This window comes from Anaerococcus sp. Marseille-Q5996 (assembly GCF_946893725.1).
GTDB classification, from domain to species: Bacteria; Bacillota; Clostridia; order Tissierellales; family Peptoniphilaceae; genus Anaerococcus; species Anaerococcus martiniensis.
This window is the reverse complement of sequence record NZ_CAMPPE010000002.1, coordinates 313,866-334,703: the sequence shown is the minus strand read 5'-3', so window position 1 is coordinate 334,703 and position 20,838 is coordinate 313,866. Positions and strand designations below refer to the sequence as shown.

Annotated in this window: 20 protein-coding genes, 1 tRNA gene and 1 riboswitch; of the genes, 15 read left to right on the top strand and 6 right to left on the bottom strand. The window is 29.5% G+C overall.

The window, feature by feature from the left end; all coding sequences use genetic code 11:
* Positions 1-6 precede the first annotated feature (6 nt).
* The 3 genes from OC526_RS04140 to OC526_RS04130 are packed head-to-tail and all read left to right on the top strand — an operon-like array spanning position 7 to position 2,006.
* Positions 7-603, top strand: a complete 597-nt coding sequence (locus OC526_RS04140; protein WP_262122325.1) for a LemA family protein — start codon at positions 7-9, stop codon at positions 601-603.
* 8 nt (positions 604-611) lie between these two features.
* Positions 612-1,490: a TPM domain-containing protein gene (locus OC526_RS04135; protein WP_262122324.1), complete on the top strand. Its 879-nt coding sequence runs from the start codon at positions 612-614 to the stop codon at positions 1,488-1,490.
* 9 nt (positions 1,491-1,499) lie between these two features.
* The gene (locus OC526_RS04130; protein WP_262122323.1) at positions 1,500-2,006 is read left to right on the top strand and encodes a nucleoside 2-deoxyribosyltransferase; all 507 of its coding nucleotides are present in this window, start codon (positions 1,500-1,502) and stop codon (positions 2,004-2,006) included.
* 14 nt (positions 2,007-2,020) lie between these two features.
* Here the strand turns inward: OC526_RS04130 and OC526_RS04125 are convergent, their stop codons facing one another.
* Positions 2,021-2,551: a folate family ECF transporter S component gene (locus OC526_RS04125; RefSeq protein ID WP_262122322.1), complete on the bottom strand. Its 531-nt coding sequence runs from the start codon at positions 2,549-2,551 to the stop codon at positions 2,021-2,023.
* A gap of 20 nt (positions 2,552-2,571) precedes the next feature.
* A riboswitch (THF riboswitch) is annotated at positions 2,572-2,663 on the bottom strand.
* A gap of 46 nt (positions 2,664-2,709) precedes the next feature.
* On the opposite strand from OC526_RS04125, the gene OC526_RS04120 reads away from it, so the two are divergent.
* Positions 2,710-3,318: a DNA-3-methyladenine glycosylase gene (locus tag OC526_RS04120; RefSeq protein ID WP_262122321.1), complete on the top strand. Its 609-nt coding sequence runs from the start codon at positions 2,710-2,712 to the stop codon at positions 3,316-3,318.
* Positions 3,319-3,336: 18 nt separating this feature from the next.
* Here the strand turns inward: OC526_RS04120 and OC526_RS04115 are convergent, their stop codons facing one another.
* A complete protein-coding gene (locus tag OC526_RS04115) occupies positions 3,337-4,089 on the bottom strand; it encodes a nitroreductase family protein (protein WP_262122320.1) in 753 nt (250 codons plus the stop codon).
* 65 nt (positions 4,090-4,154) lie between these two features.
* On the opposite strand from OC526_RS04115, the gene OC526_RS04110 reads away from it, so the two are divergent.
* From OC526_RS04110 to OC526_RS04095, 4 genes are read left to right on the top strand one after another with little or no spacing between them, the layout of a single operon-like run.
* The gene (locus OC526_RS04110) at positions 4,155-6,515 is read left to right on the top strand and encodes an ATP-dependent DNA helicase (protein ID WP_262122319.1); all 2,361 of its coding nucleotides are present in this window, start codon (positions 4,155-4,157) and stop codon (positions 6,513-6,515) included.
* Positions 6,487-7,854, top strand: coding sequence for a 23S rRNA (uracil(1939)-C(5))-methyltransferase RlmD (gene rlmD / locus OC526_RS04105; RefSeq protein WP_262122318.1), 1,368 nt, complete (start codon positions 6,487-6,489; stop codon positions 7,852-7,854). The genes OC526_RS04110 and rlmD overlap by 29 nt, the downstream gene beginning before the upstream one ends.
* A 4-nt stretch (positions 7,855-7,858) precedes the next feature.
* The gene (locus OC526_RS04100; protein WP_262122317.1) at positions 7,859-8,800 is read left to right on the top strand and encodes a serine hydrolase domain-containing protein; all 942 of its coding nucleotides are present in this window, start codon (positions 7,859-7,861) and stop codon (positions 8,798-8,800) included.
* Entirely contained in the window at positions 8,790-9,098 is a 309-nt protein-coding gene (locus OC526_RS04095; RefSeq protein ID WP_262122316.1) for a DUF4298 domain-containing protein, read from the top strand. The genes OC526_RS04100 and OC526_RS04095 overlap by 11 nt, the downstream gene beginning before the upstream one ends.
* Positions 9,099-9,166: 68 nt before the next feature.
* Here the strand turns inward: OC526_RS04095 and OC526_RS04090 are convergent.
* A tRNA-Lys gene (locus tag OC526_RS04090) sits at positions 9,167-9,242 on the bottom strand.
* Positions 9,243-9,290: 48 nt separating this feature from the next.
* The gene (locus OC526_RS04085; RefSeq protein WP_262122315.1) at positions 9,291-10,202 is read right to left on the bottom strand and encodes a C39 family peptidase; all 912 of its coding nucleotides are present in this window, start codon (positions 10,200-10,202) and stop codon (positions 9,291-9,293) included.
* A gap of 120 nt (positions 10,203-10,322) precedes the next feature.
* Here OC526_RS04085 and OC526_RS04080 point away from each other — a divergent pair, with 120 nt between their 5' ends.
* On the top strand, positions 10,323-10,823 hold the full coding sequence (locus OC526_RS04080; protein WP_262122314.1) for a QueT transporter family protein: 501 nt from the start codon (positions 10,323-10,325) through the stop codon (positions 10,821-10,823).
* A 31-nt stretch (positions 10,824-10,854) separates the two neighbouring features.
* On the opposite strand, the gene OC526_RS04075 is transcribed toward OC526_RS04080, so the two are convergent.
* Together OC526_RS04075 and OC526_RS04070 are read right to left on the bottom strand one after the other, a co-directional pair.
* Positions 10,855-11,130, bottom strand: a complete 276-nt coding sequence (locus OC526_RS04075; RefSeq protein ID WP_262122313.1) for a metal-sensing transcriptional repressor — start codon at positions 11,128-11,130, stop codon at positions 10,855-10,857.
* Positions 11,130-13,706, bottom strand: coding sequence for a heavy metal translocating P-type ATPase (locus tag OC526_RS04070; protein ID WP_262122312.1), 2,577 nt, complete (start codon positions 13,704-13,706; stop codon positions 11,130-11,132). Before OC526_RS04070 ends, OC526_RS04075 begins: the two co-directional genes overlap by 1 nt.
* A 97-nt stretch (positions 13,707-13,803) precedes the next feature.
* On the opposite strand from OC526_RS04070, the gene OC526_RS04065 reads away from it, so the two are divergent.
* The 6 genes from OC526_RS04065 to ligA all read left to right on the top strand — a co-directional run bounded on the left by OC526_RS04065 (position 13,804) and on the right by ligA (position 20,838).
* Positions 13,804-14,073 carry an acylphosphatase gene (locus OC526_RS04065; protein WP_262122311.1) on the top strand — a complete coding sequence of 90 codons (270 nt, stop codon included), beginning with the start codon at positions 13,804-13,806 and terminating at the stop codon, positions 14,071-14,073.
* A gap of 37 nt (positions 14,074-14,110) precedes the next feature.
* Entirely contained in the window at positions 14,111-15,439 is a 1,329-nt protein-coding gene (locus tag OC526_RS04060) for a Mur ligase family protein (protein WP_262122310.1), read from the top strand.
* Positions 15,436-16,095 (top strand): type 1 glutamine amidotransferase, encoded by a 660-nt coding sequence (locus OC526_RS04055; RefSeq protein WP_262122309.1) that lies wholly within the window; start codon positions 15,436-15,438, stop codon positions 16,093-16,095. Before OC526_RS04060 ends, OC526_RS04055 begins: the two co-directional genes overlap by 4 nt.
* A gap of 133 nt (positions 16,096-16,228) precedes the next feature.
* Positions 16,229-16,555, top strand: coding sequence for a YerC/YecD family TrpR-related protein (locus tag OC526_RS04050; protein ID WP_262122308.1), 327 nt, complete (start codon positions 16,229-16,231; stop codon positions 16,553-16,555).
* Positions 16,556-16,640: 85 nt separating this feature from the next.
* Positions 16,641-18,836, top strand: coding sequence for an ATP-dependent helicase (locus OC526_RS04045; protein WP_262122307.1), 2,196 nt, complete (start codon positions 16,641-16,643; stop codon positions 18,834-18,836).
* Position 18,837: 1 nt separating this feature from the next.
* The gene (gene ligA / locus OC526_RS04040; protein ID WP_262122306.1) at positions 18,838-20,838 is read left to right on the top strand and encodes an NAD-dependent DNA ligase LigA; all 2,001 of its coding nucleotides are present in this window, start codon (positions 18,838-18,840) and stop codon (positions 20,836-20,838) included.

Below are 20,838 nucleotides of genomic sequence, written 5' to 3'. Positions count from 1 at the left end.
GGAGTAATGAATAATAAATATCAAAAAAGAAGTGGTTTTGGAGTTATAGGAGGAATATTAGTAGTTTTAGCATTAATATTAATCCTAACAGTTCCAACCTACAATAGACTTGCAGGTAGCCGTGAAAATGTTAATGAGGCTTACGCTCAAGTACAAAATGTAGTTCAAAGAAGGGCAGATTTGATTCCTAACTTAGTAAATACAGTTAAAGGTTATTCTGATTATGAAGGAGAAACATTAACTAGAATTACAGAGGCTCGTTCTGGAATTACAAATGCAGAATCACCAAAAGAACTTGCAGAAGCAAATGAAGAACTAACCCAAGCAGTTCGTGAGATGAATGTAGTAGTAGAAAATTATCCAGAGCTAAAGGCAAATACTCAATACACCCAGTTAATGGATGAACTAGCAGGATCAGAAAATAGAATTTCTGTAGAGCGTAGTAATTATAACCAAGCCGTAAAAGAATATAACACAGATCTTAAAAGATTTCCTACAAATTTAATTGCAGGTTTTACTGGTTATAAAGAAGCAGAATACTTCCAAGCAAGCGAAGGAGCTCAGGAAGCTCCAAAAGTTGATTTTAATCAAAACAATAAATAGGAGGATTTATGAAAAAGAGGAAGATATTTAGATTTAACTTAATATTTTGCTTATTAATCTTCCTTTTTCCTCTAATCTCTTTTGCAGACCTACCATCTGCCCCAAGCAGCTTTTACTTGGATGAATTAGGCATGTTGGATATGGAAACTAAGGAAAATATAACAAAAACCAACAGAGAATTAGAACAAAAAACTGGTTCGCAGATAATGGTTGTTACAATTAAAAATCCTGATGGTTTGCCTGCTAGCGATTTAGGACCTAAGATATTTAATAAATGGCATGTAGGAGATCAAAATAAAAAAAATGGGATTCTAATGCTAATTACCGAAAATGATTTAACTCAAAAAAGGGAAATATTTATATCGACTGGTTATGGAATCGAAGGTAGATTAAACGATGGTAAGGTTGGAAGAATCATTGACAATTTTATGATTGATGACTTAGAAAAAGGTAATTATTCCAAAGCAATTAATGAAGGATTTAACGCATTAGTTGCTGAAGTAGTGGATGAATACGGAGTATCATTAGATGGAAATTATGATTATTACTTAGATGTAAATAGTAAATCATACTCTGATGGAATCAGTCTAGGCACATTATTTTTCTACTTGATTATATTTATTGTAATATCGAATTTAACTACCAGGATGAACCTATATGGATCAAATAATAAAAGATATTATAGAAATTATCCAGGCTATAGGACTTATCCAAGGTATAGAAGAAGATATTATGATGACCCTTGGAATTCAACTACTTGGACGAGGGGATCTTCATCATACGGAGGAAATTCTTCATTTGGAGGTTCATCCAGCAGTTCATATTCTGGAGGATTTACCGGTGGTGGAGGAAGCACTGGTGGTGGCGGAGCAGGAAGAAGTTTTTAAGGAGTGTAAATGTACGGATATTTAGCCAGTCATTTTTTTAATGATGCTATGTTTAAATGGACTGAAGATTTAGCAAAATTTATAGAGGAGAATACTGATTTAAAATTGTATGTACCTCAAAGAAATGCAGACATAAACGATAAAAAAAATAACGATGACATTATAACAGATATAAAAATTGCCCAAGCAGACACTGCAGAGCTTAAAAAAGCTAATATTTTAATTGCCTGTTTAGATGGCTTAACTATTGATGATGGTGTTGCTGGTGAAATTATGGCACATGGGGTGATGGGAGAGTTTGAAAAAGAAAATAATATAAATTTTCCGAGAATGATTATTGGCATAATCACTGATATGAGGTACCTTGGCACTGGAGAAAATAAACTATATAGAAATCTAATGATAGTAGGAAAAGTAAAAGAACATGGTCATTTAGTAATAGGCTATCCAGGAGATAAAAGTTATCTTGAAGAAACAACTAGATTAATAAATGATTTTATAAATCAAAATAATTAAGCTCTAAGAAATTCTTAGAGCTTTTTATATGCGTATTTTGTTATTTTTGGAATGAGCATTATTAAAACAAGAGCATTAAGTCCTGCTTCAACAGCATCTTTTAGAAAATTGCGTATTATATAAAAAATATATGGATTAGAATATAAATGGGTTAACCATAAGGAATCAAGCAAGAGCCTTACTCCCATAAATACAAATATACAACTTGTAAGGCATATCCAGTCAAGTTTATTTTTAAAATCCCTTTTAAAAATATTATAAGAAATAAATCCTGGAATAGCACCTATTAAAATATTACTTAGCGTAAATCCCGGATGAAATACTCCATCAGGCTTCATCAACATTCCGACAACATCTGCCACGCCTCCAGTTATCCCACCAGCTAAAGGACCATATAAGATTCCTGCCATTATCGTAGGTAAATAACCTAGTCCGATTTTTGTGCTAGAAAAAATAGTTATTGTTAGAAATCTTCTGAAAATAACTGTTAGAGCAGCAAAAATAGACATTTTCGTGATCATATTTACTGTAAGTTTTTTATTCACTTTTTCCCCTTTCTATCAGAGGCAGCGGTTGCGATAGAAAATCATAGCAATATGCTTCGTTTAAGAACAACAACCCATTTCTTAACACTTAACGCTTCCTATCTACTCTGATAATAATATGATATCATATTTATAAATAAAAATCAGTAGAGGAGATTATGTTAAATAAAGAATTTTTTAAAAGAGATACCTTAAGTGTCGCTAAGGACTTGCTAGGTAAAATTATAGTTAAAAACGACAATGGTATTATATATAAAGCAAAAATTGTTGAAACTGAAGCCTATCTTGGAGTAGATGATAGGGCAGCTCATACATTTGGAGATAGAAAAACAGAAAGAAATAAAATAATGTATGCAGATGCAGGTACTGTTTATGTGTATCAAACATATGGTATTCATTTTATGCTAAATTTTGTTACTCAGGATAAAAATATTCCAGAGGCAGTTTTGATTAGAGCAATTGAACCATTAAATCAATTTGACAAAATTAGTTTAAATAGGTTTGGGAAAATATATAATGAATTAACTTCTTACCAAAAGAAAAATATTACTAATGGTCCGGGAAAGCTTACAAAAGCATTAAATATAGATAAAGCTTTAAATGGGAATAATTTATTTAATCAATCTTTTTTTGTTGAAGATGATAATAGTATTTTTGATATAATCATTGACAAAAGAATAGGCATAGATTACGCTCAGGAAGCCATTGATTTTCCATATAGATTTTACATTAAAGATAATTCTTACGTATCTGTACTAAAAAAATAAAGATTACAAATGTAATCTTTATTTTATATCTATTTTAAATCCTTGGTTCAATAAGGTTTCAAACATTTTATTTCGATTTGCAATTGGTGTTCCCTGTTTTTTTGGTATCTGTGCAGAAAAAGAATCTACTCTTCTGTTAGCATCTCTTAGATCATAGTAGGTTGTCATCTCTTTATCATATTCAGCTATTGTTTGGTTATAATTTTCATAAATTTTATATGAGTTTTCAAAAGTTTTTAAGTTAATGTTCATTCTTGGCTTTATTTGAGGTTCTTGATTAGGAATACCAAAGCCCAATCCTACTGCAGGATAAGTTAGTGGTGGTAGATTTAAAAGCTTTATTACATTTTTTGTATCATTATGGATATTTCCAAAATAATTTACCCCTAGTCCCAAACTTTCAGCAGCAACTGTTACATTTTGAGCTGCAATTATACAGTCGGTAATACCTTGAATAAATCTATCAAAGCCTAACATCTCGTCGTTTTCTTGGCCATTTTCTTTTGCAATATTGTAATTTCTAAACAAATCTACTATGAATATCCAAAGATGAGGTGCTCGAGCCATGTATTTTTGTAGACCATTTTTTGCTAATTCATTTTTTAAATTTTGATCTGTGACTTCAATAATCGTACAAAATTGCATTCCATTACTTGTAGGTGCCATATTTGCAACATCTAACAAATTATTTATGACACTTTGATCTAATTTTTCATCTTTAAATTCTCTAATAGTTCTGTGATTCAGTTGATTTTTAATTGTTTCATTCATAATAGCTCCTTATCTTTATATCATTTTATACCCTAAATAATAGTATAATATGAAAAGGTGATTAAATGTTAGTTAAAATTTCAGTTAGAAATCTTATAGAATTTGTAATGCGATCTGGAGATATCGACAATAGATTTCGTGATAATGCTAGAATGATTGAGGGTATTAGAGCCCATCAAGCAATTCAAAAAAAATATGGTAAAAATTATAAAAGTGAATATTCTCTTAAAAATTCAACTATGATTGACGATGTTGAATTTATGGTAGAGGGCAGAGCTGATGGATTAATTCAGGAAAAAAATGGATTTGTAATAGATGAAATTAAATCTACAAGCAGAATGCTTTCAGAAATAGATGGCACAAACAAATTACACTGGGCCCAGGCCAAATGCTATGCATATTTTTATGCTCTAGATAATAATTTAGATAGTATGAGTATTACACTTACCTATGTTAGTGTTGAGGACTATTCATCTATTATTTTTAGAGAATCATTTAAGTTTGATGTTCTTAAAGAATTTTATTATTCTTTATTAAATGAGTATTTAAACTTTTCAAAAATATTAGTAAAAAATATATCTAAGAGGAATCAAACTATAAAAAACTTAGATTTCCCCTATAAAGATTACCGAAAAGGCCAAAGAAAGATGGCTGTTGCAGTTTATAAATCAATTTTAGATGAAAAAAATCTTTTTGTAGACGCACCAACTGGTATAGGAAAAACAATTTCAACTGTATTTCCTTCTGTAAAATCAATGGGGGAAGATTTAACTGATAAAATTTTTTATTTAACTAGCAAGAATACACAAGCAAATGAAGCTTTAAAATCAGTTCATATTCTAAAAAATCAAGGTTTATTTATTAAGGCACTATCGATTACATCAAAGGAAAAAATATGCTTAAATGATGAAGTAAAATGTAATCCAGTAGATTGTCCTTTTGCTAAAGGTCATTTTGATAGGGTAAATGATGCTTTAAAAGACATAATTGGTAATGAAGAAATAATGGACTTTGCAACAGTAACATCTTATGCAGAAAAATATAGGGTATGTCCCTTTGAGTTAGAACTAGATATTTCATCATATGCAGATTTTATAATCTGCGATTATAATTATGTTTTTAATCCAAATACATATCTTAAAAGATTTTTTGATGAAGTGATTGATAGATATGTTTTTTTAATTGATGAATCTCATAACTTGGTAGAGAGATCACGAGATATGTACAGCTTTAGCTTTACTAATGAACGATTTAAAGAGATGACAGAAAAACTTAATGAGAAAAAATATAAAACACTTATCAAATATCTTAAAGAAATATCAAATACTTTTGATGAAATTTATGCAAAATACGGAAAAAAACTTTATTATTACCAGGAAAGTCTAATAGAAGATTTTGATAAAAAATTTGTAAGACTTTTAAAGCCACTTCAAAAATACTTGGTTGAAGAGCATGATGATGAAAATTATGATGATCTATTAAATTTATTTTTTGATATAAATAAGTTTTTAAAAATAGAAGAATACTATACAGAAGGTTTTTATTCTGTTATTTCCTATGATGAAGAATATAATCAAATTTTTTATCAGATAAAGTGTATAGATCCTTCTGAGGTTTTATCAAGTACCTACAAAAAAGCTAGATCGACAATTTTCTTTTCAGCCACACTATCACCGATGATTTATTTTACTAAAATTTTAGGTGCAGAGGATAGTTTAAAACTAAGGCTTGATATGCCCTTTGATGAAAAAAACTTTGAACTTTTTAATCGAGAACTTAGCACACGATATAGGGATAGAAATAATAATATAGTATTTATTAGTGAAACTATAAACGAATTTATAAATTCAAAAAAGGGTAATTATTTCATATTTTTCCCATCCTATTCATATTTAGAAGACGTATATGAAGATTATAAATCACGTTTTGACGATGAAGTAATAATCCAAGATAGGTTTATGAATGAAAAGGAAACTAAGAAATTTTTAAGACAATTTGATAAGGACTCTATTAAAACAGCATTTGTAGTACTAGGAGGAATATTTTCTGAAGGTGTGGATTTGATTGGTGATAGACTAATTGGATCTATGATTATTTCTGTAGGTATGCCTGGTGTTAGTGATGAAAGAAATTTAATCAAAAATCACTTTGATAAATTAGGAGAAAATGGTTTTGATTATTCATATACTTTCCCTGGACTAAACAAGGTATATCAAGCTGCAGGTAGAGTTATTAGAGGTGAGAATGATAAGGGGATTATTTATTTAGTTGATGATAGATTTAATAGTTATAAATATAAAAATATGTATCCTAAGCATTGGAAAAGTAAGGGCTTAAGGATTGTAAATGAGAAAAGTGATTTTAAAAGAGAATCAGAAAAGTTTTGGGAGGGTGTAGTTGAGAAAGAACAAAAATATCAATGTTAAAATAAATGAAGTAAAATATCCAAATATTTCGATTGGGAATGATGAAGATGATAATATAGTTGAGTTTAAGGGTGGAGTTTTGGGACAAACTTGTAAGGTGAAAATTACAAGAAATAGAAAAAACTACAAAAAAGGTAAATATATTGAATTAATAGAACACTCTCCACTTGAAAATAGTAGAAATTTTTGTCCTCAAGCTGATATTTGCGGAGGATGTGCATATCAAAAACTGCCCTATGAAACAGAACTGATGCTAAAGCAAGATATGATAAAAAAATTATTATCTGAAAACAATATTTATTATGAAGGAGATATTCCAATCAATAGGTCTCCAGTAACCCAAGGGTTTAGAAATAAAATGGAGTATACTTTTGGAGATGCTCACAAGGGTGGGGAATTAATTTTAGGTCTGCATAGGCAAAATAGATTTTATGAGATAGTAGACACAATTGATTGTAATGTTATAGATGATGATTTTAATAAAATTAGAACTTCGGTCCAAAATTATTTCAGAGAAAAAAGCACTAGCTTTTATCATAAATCAAAGCGTGAAGGACTTTTACGCCATTTTATCATAAGAAAAGGACATAGAACTAATGAGATTATGTGTGTGTTAGTAACAACAAGTGATGAAAGCTTTGATGATGTTAGAAAAAAATTATTTGTCAACTTTTTAAAAGATTTAGATTTAGATGGTCAAATTGTGTCTATATTCCATGTGGTAAACGACTCTGTAGCTGATGCAGTAATTCCTGAAAAAATTGAACTATTATTTGGAAAAGATCACATAACAGAGGAGATGTTAGGTTTAAAATTTAACATATCACCATTTTCATTTTTCCAACCAAATGTATTTACTGCGGAAAAACTTTATCAAAAAGCCTTTGAATTTGCAAATATTGATAATTCTATGAATGCACTTGACTTATATTCTGGTACTGGGACCATCACACAAGTTATGGCTAATGTGGCTAAAAAAGCAACTGGTATTGAAATAGTACAAGAAGCTGTAGAAAAAGCTTTTGAAAATGCAAAACTCAATGAGATCGACAATATTGATTTTCTTTGTGGAGATGTGTTTGAAGAAATAGAAAAAATTAAGGGAAATTATGATGTGGTAGTGTTGGACCCACCTAGAGCGGGAATTACACCAGAGTCTTTAGAAAAAATATTAAAATTAAATCCTAAAAAATATATTTATATATCCTGCAATCCTAAGACTCAAGTTGAGAATTTAAAAACCTTTATAGAAAATGGTTACAAAATAAAAAAATATGAAATATTTGATCAATTTCCAAATTCAAGACACTTAGAAACTATTGCATTAATTGAAAAGTGAGAAAATGATGGAAGAATTAATGAATTTCACAAATCAAATTATAAAAGAAAATAAATCCATGGACTCATTGGTAATATACAAAAATGGTTCTGGCTATATAGTAAATGAAAAAAGTGATGAAAAAATAAATATTAGATCAATTTCTAAGACTATTTTAGCTTTAACTTGTGGAATAATAATCGATGAAGATATAAATTTTGATGAGGAAAGTAAAATATTTTCAATTTTATATGACAAAATTGATATAACTAACAAAAATAATGAAAAATATTTAAAGGAAATCAAAATTAAACATCTGCTAACCCATACGGTAGGGTATAGGAATGTACTATTGATGAGTAGGAATATAAATAAATATGATAAGGATAATTTGTTAAACTACCTAATTAATTATCCTATACATTACAAACCAGGAACTTATTTTTTGTATTCAAATGCTAGTTATTATTTATTATCAGCTACATTAGAGGAATATCTGGGATATGAACTGTTTGACTATATAAATAAAAGACTATTTAAACCTTTGGAAATAAAAAATGCAAGGGCTGATATGTATGGAAAGTATCTAGCTGGAGCAACTAAATTTTATTTATCAGCAGAAGATTTATTAAAAATTGGAAAATTAATTTTAAATAAGGGTGTTTATAATGGAAAAAGAATAGTAAGTGAATCATGGATTGATAAAATGATTGTACCTTACTTTAAAAATGAATCAGAAGATAAAAATAAAAGCCTGTCTGAGGATTATTATGGCTATAGCCTGTGGTCATCTGAAAGTGGAGAGGTATTTGCATCAGGCACCGGTGGACAATTAATTGTATTACTTCAAAAACTAGGTACCATAATAGTAACGACAAATAATGGATCTGCAAACAAAGCTTACAGAATAAAAAATGATGTGGCTATGATTTTAGATATGTTAAATAGGAGATATTATGGATTATAATCATGTAGTTGAAATGACAAAAATTTATGAAGAGCATAAAAAATTAGTGGACAAAACTTGTAACGCCTTGCAAGAATTTAAAGATCACCAAAAAGAATTAGAAAAGTTAGAAAAATATTATTATAGTGATAAGTTTATGAAAGATTATGATGCATCAAACAAGGGTGAGATTCCTAGCGATATTAACCAAGGTATTTTAACCGAGGATGCAATTTATGATTTACTTGGTGATAATTATTATATGGCTCGCGAAATGCTGGATTTAGCAAACTATATTATACAAGATAAAGAAAAATAGATTGGATTTATCCAGTCTTTTTTTTATGAAATAATACAAAAAAACTGCGGAAAATCCGCAGTTTTAGTTGGTGCACCATCAGAGGTTCGAACTCTGGACACCCTGATTAAGAGTCAGGTGCTCTACCAACTGAGCTAATGGTGCAAAAATAAAATACTAGTTTATTATATGCCTCCATAAGCTTTTTGTCAATTAAGATATTTGCCACATATGTGCTATTTGATTACTTATTTCATCAAATGTCCAAGGTCTCATAGTATTTTTTATACTATTTGGATCATTTACTATAAATTTACCATCCTTATATGAATCTATCACAAAAATATGACCAAACAAGGTAAAGTATCCTCGATTTACTGATACAATTATAGGTCCTTTTTTTAAGGCTTCAATCATTTCTTTTTCATTTAAATTAATTTCTTTAGTGTTTAACTTATATTTTTCTGCTTCATCTTTAAAGAAGTTCCAAGAAATCCCTTCGTTGGTCATATAATTTTTTGCATCCTTGGAGATTTTATCAGGTGTAATGGTTGGATCGTTTTTTATTCTTGATAAAACCATGGCTGTAGAAGTAGGTCCACATCCAGAAATACCTATATTTCTTTGACCTAATTCATCATATGCCCATCTATTATCCCATTGAAGATAGTAAGGGGTTTTTCTTCCAAGCTCTATTGATTCTCCAGGAGTTTTTGGAAAATCTGTAATATTATGATTCATATTATAAACAAACTCTACAGTGTCTGGGTCATTACCAGTTAAATAAGCCTCGACATTTGTTATATTAAAAAAGTTATTATATACCCAATGAGCCTTTGGATCTTGATCAATGTATTTTTCAAGATTTTTTATAATGTCTTCTTTTACATCTGACTTCTCCTTAGGTGTGAAATTCTGATCGATTTTATTTTCATTTTCAATAACAACATCAGATAAAGATTTATTACTATTTTTCAAAAATGTATCTATAGCCAGCTCATTAATTTCAGAGACGATATTCATATTTTCTTGATCAATCAGTCCTTCATTTTTATTTCCAAAACTGCTTGTACAAGAGCTTAATGAAATAAGTAAAACTGGGACTAAAAATAATTGTTTTTTCATACCAATATTTTACTCAATTATAGGATTCATTCAATAAGTTTTGATTTTTATGATAATGTGGTATCATAGCAAGGTAATGTTTCTTGGCACCCATTACGAAAAAAAAATCAAGGAGTAAAAATGAGTCAAAAAAATAGTTTTACAAGCGATACTAACTTCTTAGTTAGATCTGCAGTAGTAGCTGCTCTTTATGCAGTACTTACATTAGTTGTCCCTATGCCACAATACGGTCCGATTCAATTTAGATTTTCAGAAATATTGGTATTATTAGCTTTTTATAATAGAAAATATATACCTGGATTAGTATTAGGATGTGCAATTGCAAATTTATTTAGTCCGATGGCTTGGTTTGATGTTATATTTGGTACCTTATCATCATATATAGCATTTAGACTTATGCAAAAGACAGATAATTTATTTATTGCATCACTATTTCCTGTATTATTAGTATCTGTTCCAGCTTTAGGAACATATTTTTTACTAGATAGTTCAGGTGCTTTCATAACAATGTTATTCTCTTTTATGGCTAGCGAATTTGTTATGGTTAGTATAATAGGGGTTATAATCTTTAAAGTACTTGAAAATAACAAAGCACTTATGAGAAATATAATAGAATTTTAAAAAAGCTCCCACAGGGGAGCCTTTTATTTTGTCAAATTTTATTAAGTTTATTTATTATACCTTCGATTTCATCTAGTTTTTCTTTTGTCTCATCTGCGTTATCATTTTCTAATGCTTGGTATACACAATGATTTAAATGAGCAGAGAGTACATCTTTATTGATATTTTTCAAAATAGAAATCGAGGCCATAATTTGGTTGCTAATATCGATACAGTATCTGTCATCTTCAACCATTTTTATTAAACCATCGATTTGACCTCCGACAGTTTTTAGTTTTCTGATTGTTTTTGCTTTATCAGCATGCATTATTTGTATTCGATACCGTTAAATTCATATCCTGCTTCAGTTATTGCTTCTTTGATTTGATCTTCATCTACACTTCCGAAGTATTCAACTGTAGCATTTTTTTCATCTAGATTTACATTTGCATTTTCTACAAATGCTAATTCATTTAGTGCTTTTTCAACATGATTTTTGCAATGTTCACAAGTCATTCCATTTACATTTACTACTAATTTATTTGTATCTGTCATTTTTTCTTCTCCTTTTATTTCTTTATTATTTGATAGATTTTGATATTCATTGTTTGATGCGTTTTTTTCTACTTCATCTATAGCTTTTTGATTTTTAAACTCTGGTTTAAATCCTCTTAGTCTTAGTGAGTTTAAACATACGAATACAGATGAAATACTCATTGCAAAGGCTGCAAACATTGGATTTAATGTGATTCCTTTAAATGGATATAAAAGCCCTGCTGCTACTGGGATTAGTATTACATTGTAAAAGAAAGCCCAGAATAAATTTTGCTTGATGGTCTTTATAGTTGATTTTGAAAGTTCAATTGCACTTACTATATCTAGTAGTGAATTTCTCATCAATACAACATCTGCAGAGTCTATAGCAACATCAGTACCATTACCAATGGCCATACCTATATCACTTCTTGCAAGAGCAGGCGCGTCATTAATACCATCACCTACCATGGTTACTTTTTTACCCATATCTTGCAATTGTTTTACAACTTTATCTTTATCTTGAGGTAGGACATCAGCAAATTTTTTATCAATACCTAAGTCAGATCTGATTGCTTCTGCTGTTTTTTCGTTATCTCCAGTTACCATAGTTACTTCATAACCTAGATTTTTAAGCTCATCTATGGCAATTTTTGAAGTTGCTTTTGGTAAGTCCTTAGCAGCTATTAGACCAATTAATTGATTTTCATCAGCAAAGTACATAGAAGTCTTACCTTCATTTGCATAAGTATCAGCTATTTCTATATAGTTTTTAAGATCTATATTATTTTCTTTCATTAGCCTTAAATTACCTGCTAGGTATCTTTGACCATTATATGTTGCGCTTATTCCTTTACCAGAAATAGCGTTAAAGTCTGATACATTCTCTGAAGCTATATTATTTTCTTCAGCATAGGTAACTATTGCATTACTTAATGGGTGTTCAGATGAATTTTCTATAGAAGTTGCAAGTTTTATAAACTCATCATGATCTATATCAGTTTTTACATCTGTAACTTGAGGTCTACCTTCAGTAATAGTCCCTGTTTTGTCTAGAAGTATTGTATCAACTTTGCTTAAGTTTTCTAAACTTTCTGCACTTTTAAATAATAAACCTAGTTCTGCGGATTTTCCAGTAGAAACCATTATCCCCATCGGTGTAGCTAGACCTAGGGCACATGGACAGGATATAACTAAAACTGAAATCATTAAATTTAATGCAAATTCAAAACTATAGCCTAGTGCCATCCATATTATGAATGTAACAATAGAAATTAAAATTACAGCTGGTACAAATATAGCTGAAATTTCATCTGCCATTTTAGCAATTGGAGCCTTGGTTTCGTTTGCTTCATTTACTAGATTTATAATTTGGGCAAGAGTTGTATCTTCTCCAACTTTGGTGGCTTTAAATTTAAATGAACCTTCTTTGTTAATAGTTGCAGTTATTACTTCATCTCCAACACCCTTATTAACAGGAATAGATTCACCAGTTAATGCTGCCTCATCAAGTAGGGAAGAGCCTTCTATAATCTCACCATCCACTGGAATAGAATCTCCAGGTCTAATTAAGATTATATCTCCTTTTTCTATCTCAGAAACATCTACGCTTTTTTCCTTACCATCAACAAGAATTGTTGCTTTTTTTGGTGCTAGATTTATTAAATTTTCTAGGGATGCTTTAGTTTGACCCTTTGATCTAGCTTCAAAATATTTACCAAGAGTTATTAAAGTTAGAATCACAGCAGCAGACTCAAAATACAGGTTATGCATATATTGATCTATAATTTCTGGTTGGTTAAATCCGAAACCATAGGCCATTCGCATTATAGCAAAAATACCATAAAATGTTGCTGCACTAGCACCAAGAGCTACTAGGGTATCCATGTTTGGAGCCTTATTAAATAATCCTTTAAATCCATTTATAAAAAACTTTCTATTTACTACTAATACTGGAATAGTTAATATAAATTGTATAAAGGCGTTATTTATAGAGCCTTCTCTTCCTTGTATAAAAGAGGGAACTGGCAAACCGATCATAGGTCCCATAGCTATATACAAAAGTGGGATTAAGAAAACCAATGATACTCTTAACCTAAATCTGGTATTACTTTCTTCTTGGTCTTTTTCTTTAGGTTTGTCAGCAGTAGTTGATTTTTCTTTATCTTTTAAGCTAGCTCCATAACCTATTTTTTCTACAGCATGGATGATGTCATCACCGCTTAGTTTATCTTCATCATAATCAACGCTCATAGATTCGTTAATTAGATTTACATTTACCTCATTAACACCTAATTTTTCAACTGCTCTTGTAACATTAGCCTGACAAGACGCACACGTCATGCCTGTTACATCAAAGCGTTTTTTCATATTACCTCCTTTGACACCCCTAGGGGGTGGTAATATTATTGAACTACTATAAAATAATTTTTCAAGTAATGGGTAAATTAAGGCTAAGGAGACAAAGATGAAAAGATATGAAATATTATTTAAAGGAAGAGTCCAGGGTGTAGGATTTAGATATACTTCAAAATTGATTGCTGATAAACTAAATTTAACTGGCACAGTAGAAAATTTAAATGACGGTAATGTTAAGTGTTTTATACAGGGAAATGATGATAGTATAGATAGATTTTTAAATGAGTTAAATAATAATTTATTTATTATAATTGATTCATGCAAAAAAATTGAAAGAGAAGCTATTGAGGAAGAAAAATATTACAAAATTATTGGCTAGTTATTGATAAGTTAAGTTTTTAAGATATATTAAATTTATGACTATTAAAAATAAATTAACAAAAGAAATAGCAAAAATAGTAAGGTCAGGTTTAAAGCTAACAAATCACAATGCAACATCCTTACCTGGCTATATTGCATACAAATTAGATAAAAATATTCTAGACGAGTTGTCAAAAAATACCAAATTTATATTTGTAACTGGTACAAATGGTAAAACAATGACAACCCATTTTTTAGTAAATATATTAAGACAACGTTACGATAAGGTGTATACAAATGAATCTGGCTCAAATATGGTCCAAGGCATAATTACTACTCTATTAGATAATCCTTCAAAAGAAGAAACTATAGCAGTCCTTGAAGTGGATGAAGCAAACCTGGTTAGAATTGGACAAAATATAAAAGCTGATTATGTAATTTTTACAAATATTTTTAGAGATCAGATGGATAGGTTTGGAGAAATTTATAATATTTTTGCGAAGGTAATGGATGGGATGAAGGTAATGCCAAAAGCAAAAATTATTGCAAATGGTGATTTACCTATATTTAATTACCAGCAAATGGAAGACTATGATAGGTCTTATTTTGGCATTCGTGATTACAAAAATGCAAGTTCAGATTATGATTTAGATGCAGAGATTAATTCGGACGGAATACTTTGTCCAAATTGTAATCACGTATTAAAATATAAAATGAACAATTATTCTTCACTTGGTGATTATTCATGTCCAAATTGTGATTTTAAGACACCATATATTAATTATGCAATAGATGAGATTATACGACTTGAAGCAGATTATTCTGAATTTAAAATAGGTGAAGAAGTTTATAAAGTTAGTGTAGGCGGTCTATACAATGTATATAATGCATTAGCTGCTCTTTCTGCTGCAAAAGAATTAGGCCTATCATACGAAGAAATTTATAGGGGACTTTCTAGCCAAAAAAATGTATTTGGCAGACAGGAAAACATAAATATAGATGGGAAAAACGTCACTATCAATCTTGTTAAAAACCCTACAGGATTAAATCAAATTATAGATTTAATATTACTTGAAGAAGAGCCAATAACTTTAATTTGCTTATTAAATGATAACTATGCAGATGGTACAGATGTAAGCTGGATATATGATTCTTATTATGAAAAACTTAGCAATTTAGATATTAAAGACATTTATGTATCAGGAATGAGAAAAAAAGATATGAAAAGACGCTTAGAAATTGCTGAAATCTATGATGGTAATATTAATGAATTTGACTATGAAAATGAAATCCATAATGTAATCAAAAATTCTAAAACTAATAATATCTACATCCTATCCACATATACAGCTATGCTTAGGTTAAGAGAGGTGCTGGGACTATGAAAAAAATAAAAATCTGCCACCTATATGGAAATTTGTTAAATACTTATGGTGATGTTGGAAATGTAATGGCATATGCACATGAGGCTAGAAAAAATGGATATGAGGTAGAGATAGATACAGTAAGTATTGGTGATTTTTTCGATTGGGAAAAATACAACTTTGTATTTTTTGGAGGTGGCCAAGATTATGAACAAAGAATTGTTCAATCGGATTTGTTAGAAAAAAAAGTTAGTATAAAAAAATACATCGATAACAACGGTGTGTTTCTAGCAATATGTGGTGGCTACCAATTATTAGGACAATATTATTACGATGCATATAATAAAAAAATAAATGGATTAAATATTTTTAATCATTACACTGTTAACCAAGAAAATGGTAAAAGATTTACAGGACCGGTAAAAATAAAAGATTGCAATTCGGGGAAAATATACGAAGGTTTTGAAAATCACGGAGGTGTGACTTATCTGTCAGAAAACCAAAATGCATTTGGAACTGTTATAGACGGAAATGGAAATAATGGAACTGATAAAACTGAAGGATTTAGATATAAAAATACTATTGGAACATACCTTCACGGTCCTTTGCTTGCTAGAAACGAAGAATTATGCAAAGACTTACTCAAACTTTCAATTGAAAATGTAAATGATAATTAGAATCATAAGAAAGTTATTTGCATATATAACAAAACTGGCAAAATATTTTGATAAAAGTATATTTAATTTGTATTTTAGTGTATAATACTAATGTAACTAAAAAAAGATTACTTTTTATATACTCGGGGGAACAATGACAGATTCAAAATTAAAAAATCAACAAACAGATGAATTATTTGAAGCAATCCTGATGCTTAATAGCGTTGAAGATTGCTACGCATTTTTTACAGATATATGTACAGCCAGAGAAATCCAATCTATAGCTCAAAGATTACATGTTGCAAGATTATTAAAAGTTAGAAAAACATACAATGTAATCGAAGAAGAAACAGGGGCATCAACTGCTACTATTTCTAGAGTGAATAGATCATTAAACTACGGTTCAAATGGCTATGACTTAGTTTTAGATAAACTTATAGAAAAAGATTTAAAAAAACAAAGAGAAGATAAAGAAAAATAAATCTTAATTAAATATCTATGATTTAAAGAGGAGACTTATGTCTACTCTTTTTTCATGTGGTATAATAAATAGATAGGGGGATGTGATGATATTAGAAGGTTTAAATGACAAACAAAAAGAAGCAGTACTTCATAAAAACGGACCTCTTTTAGTTCTTGCAGGGGCAGGTAGTGGTAAAACAAGAGTACTTACTACAAGTATTGCAAATTTGATAAAAAATGAGGGAGTTGACCCTAGAAATATATTAGCAATCACATTTACCAACAAAGCAGCAAATGAGATGAAAGATAGGATTGCAAGTCTATTAGGCATGGACGTTGGTCATCTATGGATTGGTACATTTCACTCTATCTGTGCTAGAATTCTACGAATGAATATTGAAAAAATTGGATATAGTTCTAATTTTACAATATATGACACCAATGATCAGAGGACTTTAATTAAAGAAATTATAAATGATTTGGGTTACAAGGATGAAATAAGCCCTAGAGATGCTCAAAATATCATTAGTTCTTTAAAAAATAAATCTATAAGTCCAAATGAGTTTTTAAAAATTGATAGCTTTTATAGAAATCACAATGAATACTATGAAATTTATCGCTTATATGAAAAACGTAAATATGAATATAATTCACTAGATTTTGATGATCTAATAGAAAAAGTTCTAGATATATTTAAAAAAGATCAGCAAGTTTTAGAATACTATCAAAAGAAATTTGAATATGTTTTCGTTGATGAGTACCAAGATACAAATGCATCCCAATATGAACTTATAAAATATTTTGGGGGATATCATAACAATGTTATTGTTGTTGGTGATGCCGATCAATCCATCTATAGTTTTAGAGGTGCAGATATTAGCAATATTTTAAATTTTGAAAAAGACTTTAATGATGCTAGAGTTATCAAACTAGAGCAAAATTATAGGTCTACATCAAATATACTTAATACTGCAAACTCATTAATAATAAATAATATTGAACGTAAAGATAAAAATTTATGGACTGCAAATGATACTGGGGATGAAGTTATTTATAAAAATAACTCAGTTGAAAGTGAAGAAGGTAAATTTGTAGTAGATGAGATAAAAAAATTAGTGAATCTTGGATATGCCTATAGTGATATTGCAGTTTTATATAGAACGAATGCTCAGTCGAGACCATTTGAAGAAATTTTGATGAAAAATCTGATTGATTACAAAGTAATTGGTGGTCTAAAATTCTATGATAGAAAAGAAATTAAAGATTTAGTTTCTTATCTTAAAGTTATTGTAAATCCAAAAGATGATGTGGCTTTAAAACGTATTATAAATGAACCAAAACGTGGAATTGGTGACAAAAGTGTAGAGCAAATGGGAAAGATAGCTTCAGATAATAATATTTCTATTTTAGAATTAATAACCAATCCAACCTATGAACAATTACTTACTGATAGACTTAAAAAATTGGCGTATAAATTTTATAATCCTTTAAAAGAAATTTTTGAAAACGCTTTAAAATATACAATAACTGACTTAATTAATGAGGTTTTAGATAAGTCTGGTTATCTAAAGGTTTTGGAATCTAGCTATTCAGTAGAGGATAGAGCTAGGATAGATAATATCAATGAGTTTATAAGTGCAGCTAGTGAATACGAAGAAAATAATCCTGATGATACTATTTATGATTATTTAGAGAATTTAAGTTTGATTTCTGAACTTGAAAAAACAGAGGATAGGGATAATTCAGTTACACTTATGACAATGCATGCTGCAAAAGGACTTGAATTTCCAATTGTATTCGTTGTTGGAATGGATGAGGGATTATTTCCTGGAAAAAGATCTATTGATGAAGGCAATGTAGAGGAAGAACGTAGATTATTTTATGTTGCAATTACTAGGGCTCGTGAAAAATTATATCTAACCAGTAGTGAAGTTAGAAGATCCTATGGTAAGCCTGTTTACTACAAGACTTCAAGATTCATTGATGAAATAAAATCAAACGTTAAAGAATTACAAAATTCAACTTTTTCTTCATTTAATTCACGAACCTATGAAAGAGCTTCAAATGAAGATTATATGAGAGAAAAAACTCGTCAATCAGTCCTTGATACTAAACTAAAAAAACATGAAAATAGTAATGAAAAATATCAAGTCGGGGATAAAATTATGCATTCAAAATGGGGAGAAGGCATGGTTGTTCAGATAAAGGAAAATGAGGATGGCAATGAATTGGTAGTAGCCTTTGATAAAAAAGGACTAAAAAAACTAAATCAAGACTATGCCCCAATTTATAAGGTGTAATATGGATAAAAAAGAAGAAATTAATGAACTTATAGAAAAAATTGAAGAATTAAATTACCATTACTACACCTTGGATGCTCCTTTGGTTTCTGATGGTGAGTATGATAAATTATATGATAAATTAAAAAAATTAGAAAAAGAAACTGGAATTTCACCTAATAACTCACCAACTCAAAAGGTTGGTGGAGAAATATTAGAAAAATTTCAAAAACACTTTCATATTTCAAGATTATATTCTCAAGACAAAGCTCAATCATACGAAGATTTGAATGATTGGTTAGATAGAGCTAATAGACTTCGTAACTCTTACAATCAAAGTCATGACGATATGCTTCCTGAATTGGAATTTGTACTGGAATACAAATTTGATGGTTTGACTATAAATTTGACATACGAAGATGGTAAATTAAAAAATGCTTCTACAAGGGGTAATGGTATTGTAGGAGAAGAAATTTCTGCCCAAGTTAAAACCATAAAATCTGTTCCATTGGAAATTAGAGAAAAATCTTTATTAGAAATCCAAGGTGAAGCTCTAATGCCCTTATCCGAGCTTGAAAAATACAATAAAGAAAATGAATTTCAGCTTAAAAATGCTAGAAATGCAGCAGCTGGGGCGTTAAGAAATCTTGATACTAAAGAAACACGAAAAAGAAACCTAACGGCATTCTTTTATAATATATCAACTAATAACTTAGATTTTAAGACTGAAGAGGAAATGCTGGATTTTCTCAAAAAAGAAAACTTTAATATCCATCCATACCACAAACTAGTAAAAACTTACGATGAAATAATCGCTGAACTAGAGAAAATTAGTGAAGAAAGAAAAGATCTAGATATACTTACCGATGGTGTGGTTATAAAAATTAATGATATTAGAACTCAAGAAGCCCTTGGATATACAAATAAATTTCCTAGATGGTCGATTGCGTTTAAATTTGAAGCAGAAGAGTATACAACAACTCTTTTAGATGTAGTTTGGAATGTGGGTAGAACTGGTAAAGTTACTCCGTCAGCAATACTTGAACCGGTTGATTTTTCTGGAGTGACTGTATCACGAGCAACACTAAATAATTACGATGATATTGAACGTAAACATGTAAAAATTGGTTCAAAAGTATTTATTAGAAGATCCAATGACGTAATCCCAGAAATATTGGGAGTAGTTGATCAAAATCAGCCAGGAACTATTAAGATTGAAAAACCAAGTCATTGCCCATATTGCAATACCGAATTAATCGAGGGTAATGTTCATATCATATGTCCAAACTCAATTTCATGTACACCGCAGCTTTTAGCACGCATGGAACATTATACATCTAGAAATGCTATGGATATTGAAGGCTTATCAGAAAAAACTATAGCTCAACTTATGGAAGAACTTAATATTGATGATATATATGAGATATATGATTTAGACTATGACGATTTGATTAAATTAGATAGGTTCGGTCCAAAAAAATCTCAAAATTTATTAAACTCAATACAAGAGAGCAAAAGACGTGATTTAAATAGATTTATATATGCAATAGGAATACCAAATGTAGGAGAAAGAACAGCTATAGATTTAGCAAATAAATTTAAAAATTTTGATAATTTAAGACATGCAAACGCTGACCAATTAATTGAAATAGATGACATTGGAGAAATTACTGCTGAGAATATAGTAGAATTTTTTGAGGATGAAAAAATTAGTAATGCTTTAGATATCCTCCTATCAAAGGGTATTATTTTAAATGAAGTTGAGGATGACAATTCTTCCAATGAATTAGAAAATAAAACTTTTGTAATAACTGGGACCATAGAAAACTATAAAAGAGATGATATTAAAGATTTGATTGAAAAAAATGGTGGAAAAGTAAGTGGTTCAGTTTCTAAAAATACTGATATTGTCCTATGCGGGCAAAATGCAGGATCGAAATTAACTAAAGCTAGAGAATTGAATATAGAAGTTTATGAAGATGATAAACTTTTCAATTTTTTAGAGCAATTAGAAGGGAAGTAA

What these genes read in the sequence shown, in the direction of transcription:
- OC526_RS04095 (WP_262122316.1), top strand. Translation starts at nt 8,790, where the DNA reads ATGGATTATAATCATGTAGTTGAAATGACAAAAATTTATGAAGAGCAT.
- OC526_RS04060 (WP_262122310.1), top strand. Translation starts at nt 14,111, where the DNA reads ATGACTATTAAAAATAAATTAACAAAAGAAATAGCAAAAATAGTAAGG.
- OC526_RS04130 (WP_262122323.1), top strand. Translation starts at nt 1,500, where the DNA reads ATGTACGGATATTTAGCCAGTCATTTTTTTAATGATGCTATGTTTAAA.
- ligA (WP_262122306.1), top strand. Translation starts at nt 18,838, where the DNA reads ATGGATAAAAAAGAAGAAATTAATGAACTTATAGAAAAAATTGAAGAA.
- OC526_RS04075 (WP_262122313.1), bottom strand. Translation starts at nt 11,130, where the DNA reads ATGCATGCTGATAAAGCAAAAACAATCAGAAAACTAAAAACTGTCGGA.
- OC526_RS04100 (WP_262122317.1), top strand. Translation starts at nt 7,859, where the DNA reads ATGATGGAAGAATTAATGAATTTCACAAATCAAATTATAAAAGAAAAT.
- OC526_RS04055 (WP_262122309.1), top strand. Translation starts at nt 15,436, where the DNA reads ATGAAAAAAATAAAAATCTGCCACCTATATGGAAATTTGTTAAATACT.
- OC526_RS04080 (WP_262122314.1), top strand. Translation starts at nt 10,323, where the DNA reads ATGAGTCAAAAAAATAGTTTTACAAGCGATACTAACTTCTTAGTTAGA.
- OC526_RS04110 (WP_262122319.1), top strand. Translation starts at nt 4,155, where the DNA reads ATGTTAGTTAAAATTTCAGTTAGAAATCTTATAGAATTTGTAATGCGA.
- OC526_RS04045 (WP_262122307.1), top strand. Translation starts at nt 16,641, where the DNA reads ATGATATTAGAAGGTTTAAATGACAAACAAAAAGAAGCAGTACTTCAT.
- OC526_RS04050 (WP_262122308.1), top strand. Translation starts at nt 16,229, where the DNA reads ATGACAGATTCAAAATTAAAAAATCAACAAACAGATGAATTATTTGAA.
- OC526_RS04120 (WP_262122321.1), top strand. Translation starts at nt 2,710, where the DNA reads ATGTTAAATAAAGAATTTTTTAAAAGAGATACCTTAAGTGTCGCTAAG.
- OC526_RS04070 (WP_262122312.1), bottom strand. Translation starts at nt 13,706, where the DNA reads ATGAAAAAACGCTTTGATGTAACAGGCATGACGTGTGCGTCTTGTCAG.
- OC526_RS04115 (WP_262122320.1), bottom strand. Translation starts at nt 4,089, where the DNA reads ATGAATGAAACAATTAAAAATCAACTGAATCACAGAACTATTAGAGAA.
- OC526_RS04065 (WP_262122311.1), top strand. Translation starts at nt 13,804, where the DNA reads ATGAAAAGATATGAAATATTATTTAAAGGAAGAGTCCAGGGTGTAGGA.
- OC526_RS04085 (WP_262122315.1), bottom strand. Translation starts at nt 10,202, where the DNA reads ATGAAAAAACAATTATTTTTAGTCCCAGTTTTACTTATTTCATTAAGC.
- OC526_RS04135 (WP_262122324.1), top strand. Translation starts at nt 612, where the DNA reads ATGAAAAAGAGGAAGATATTTAGATTTAACTTAATATTTTGCTTATTA.
- OC526_RS04140 (WP_262122325.1), top strand. Translation starts at nt 7, where the DNA reads ATGAATAATAAATATCAAAAAAGAAGTGGTTTTGGAGTTATAGGAGGA.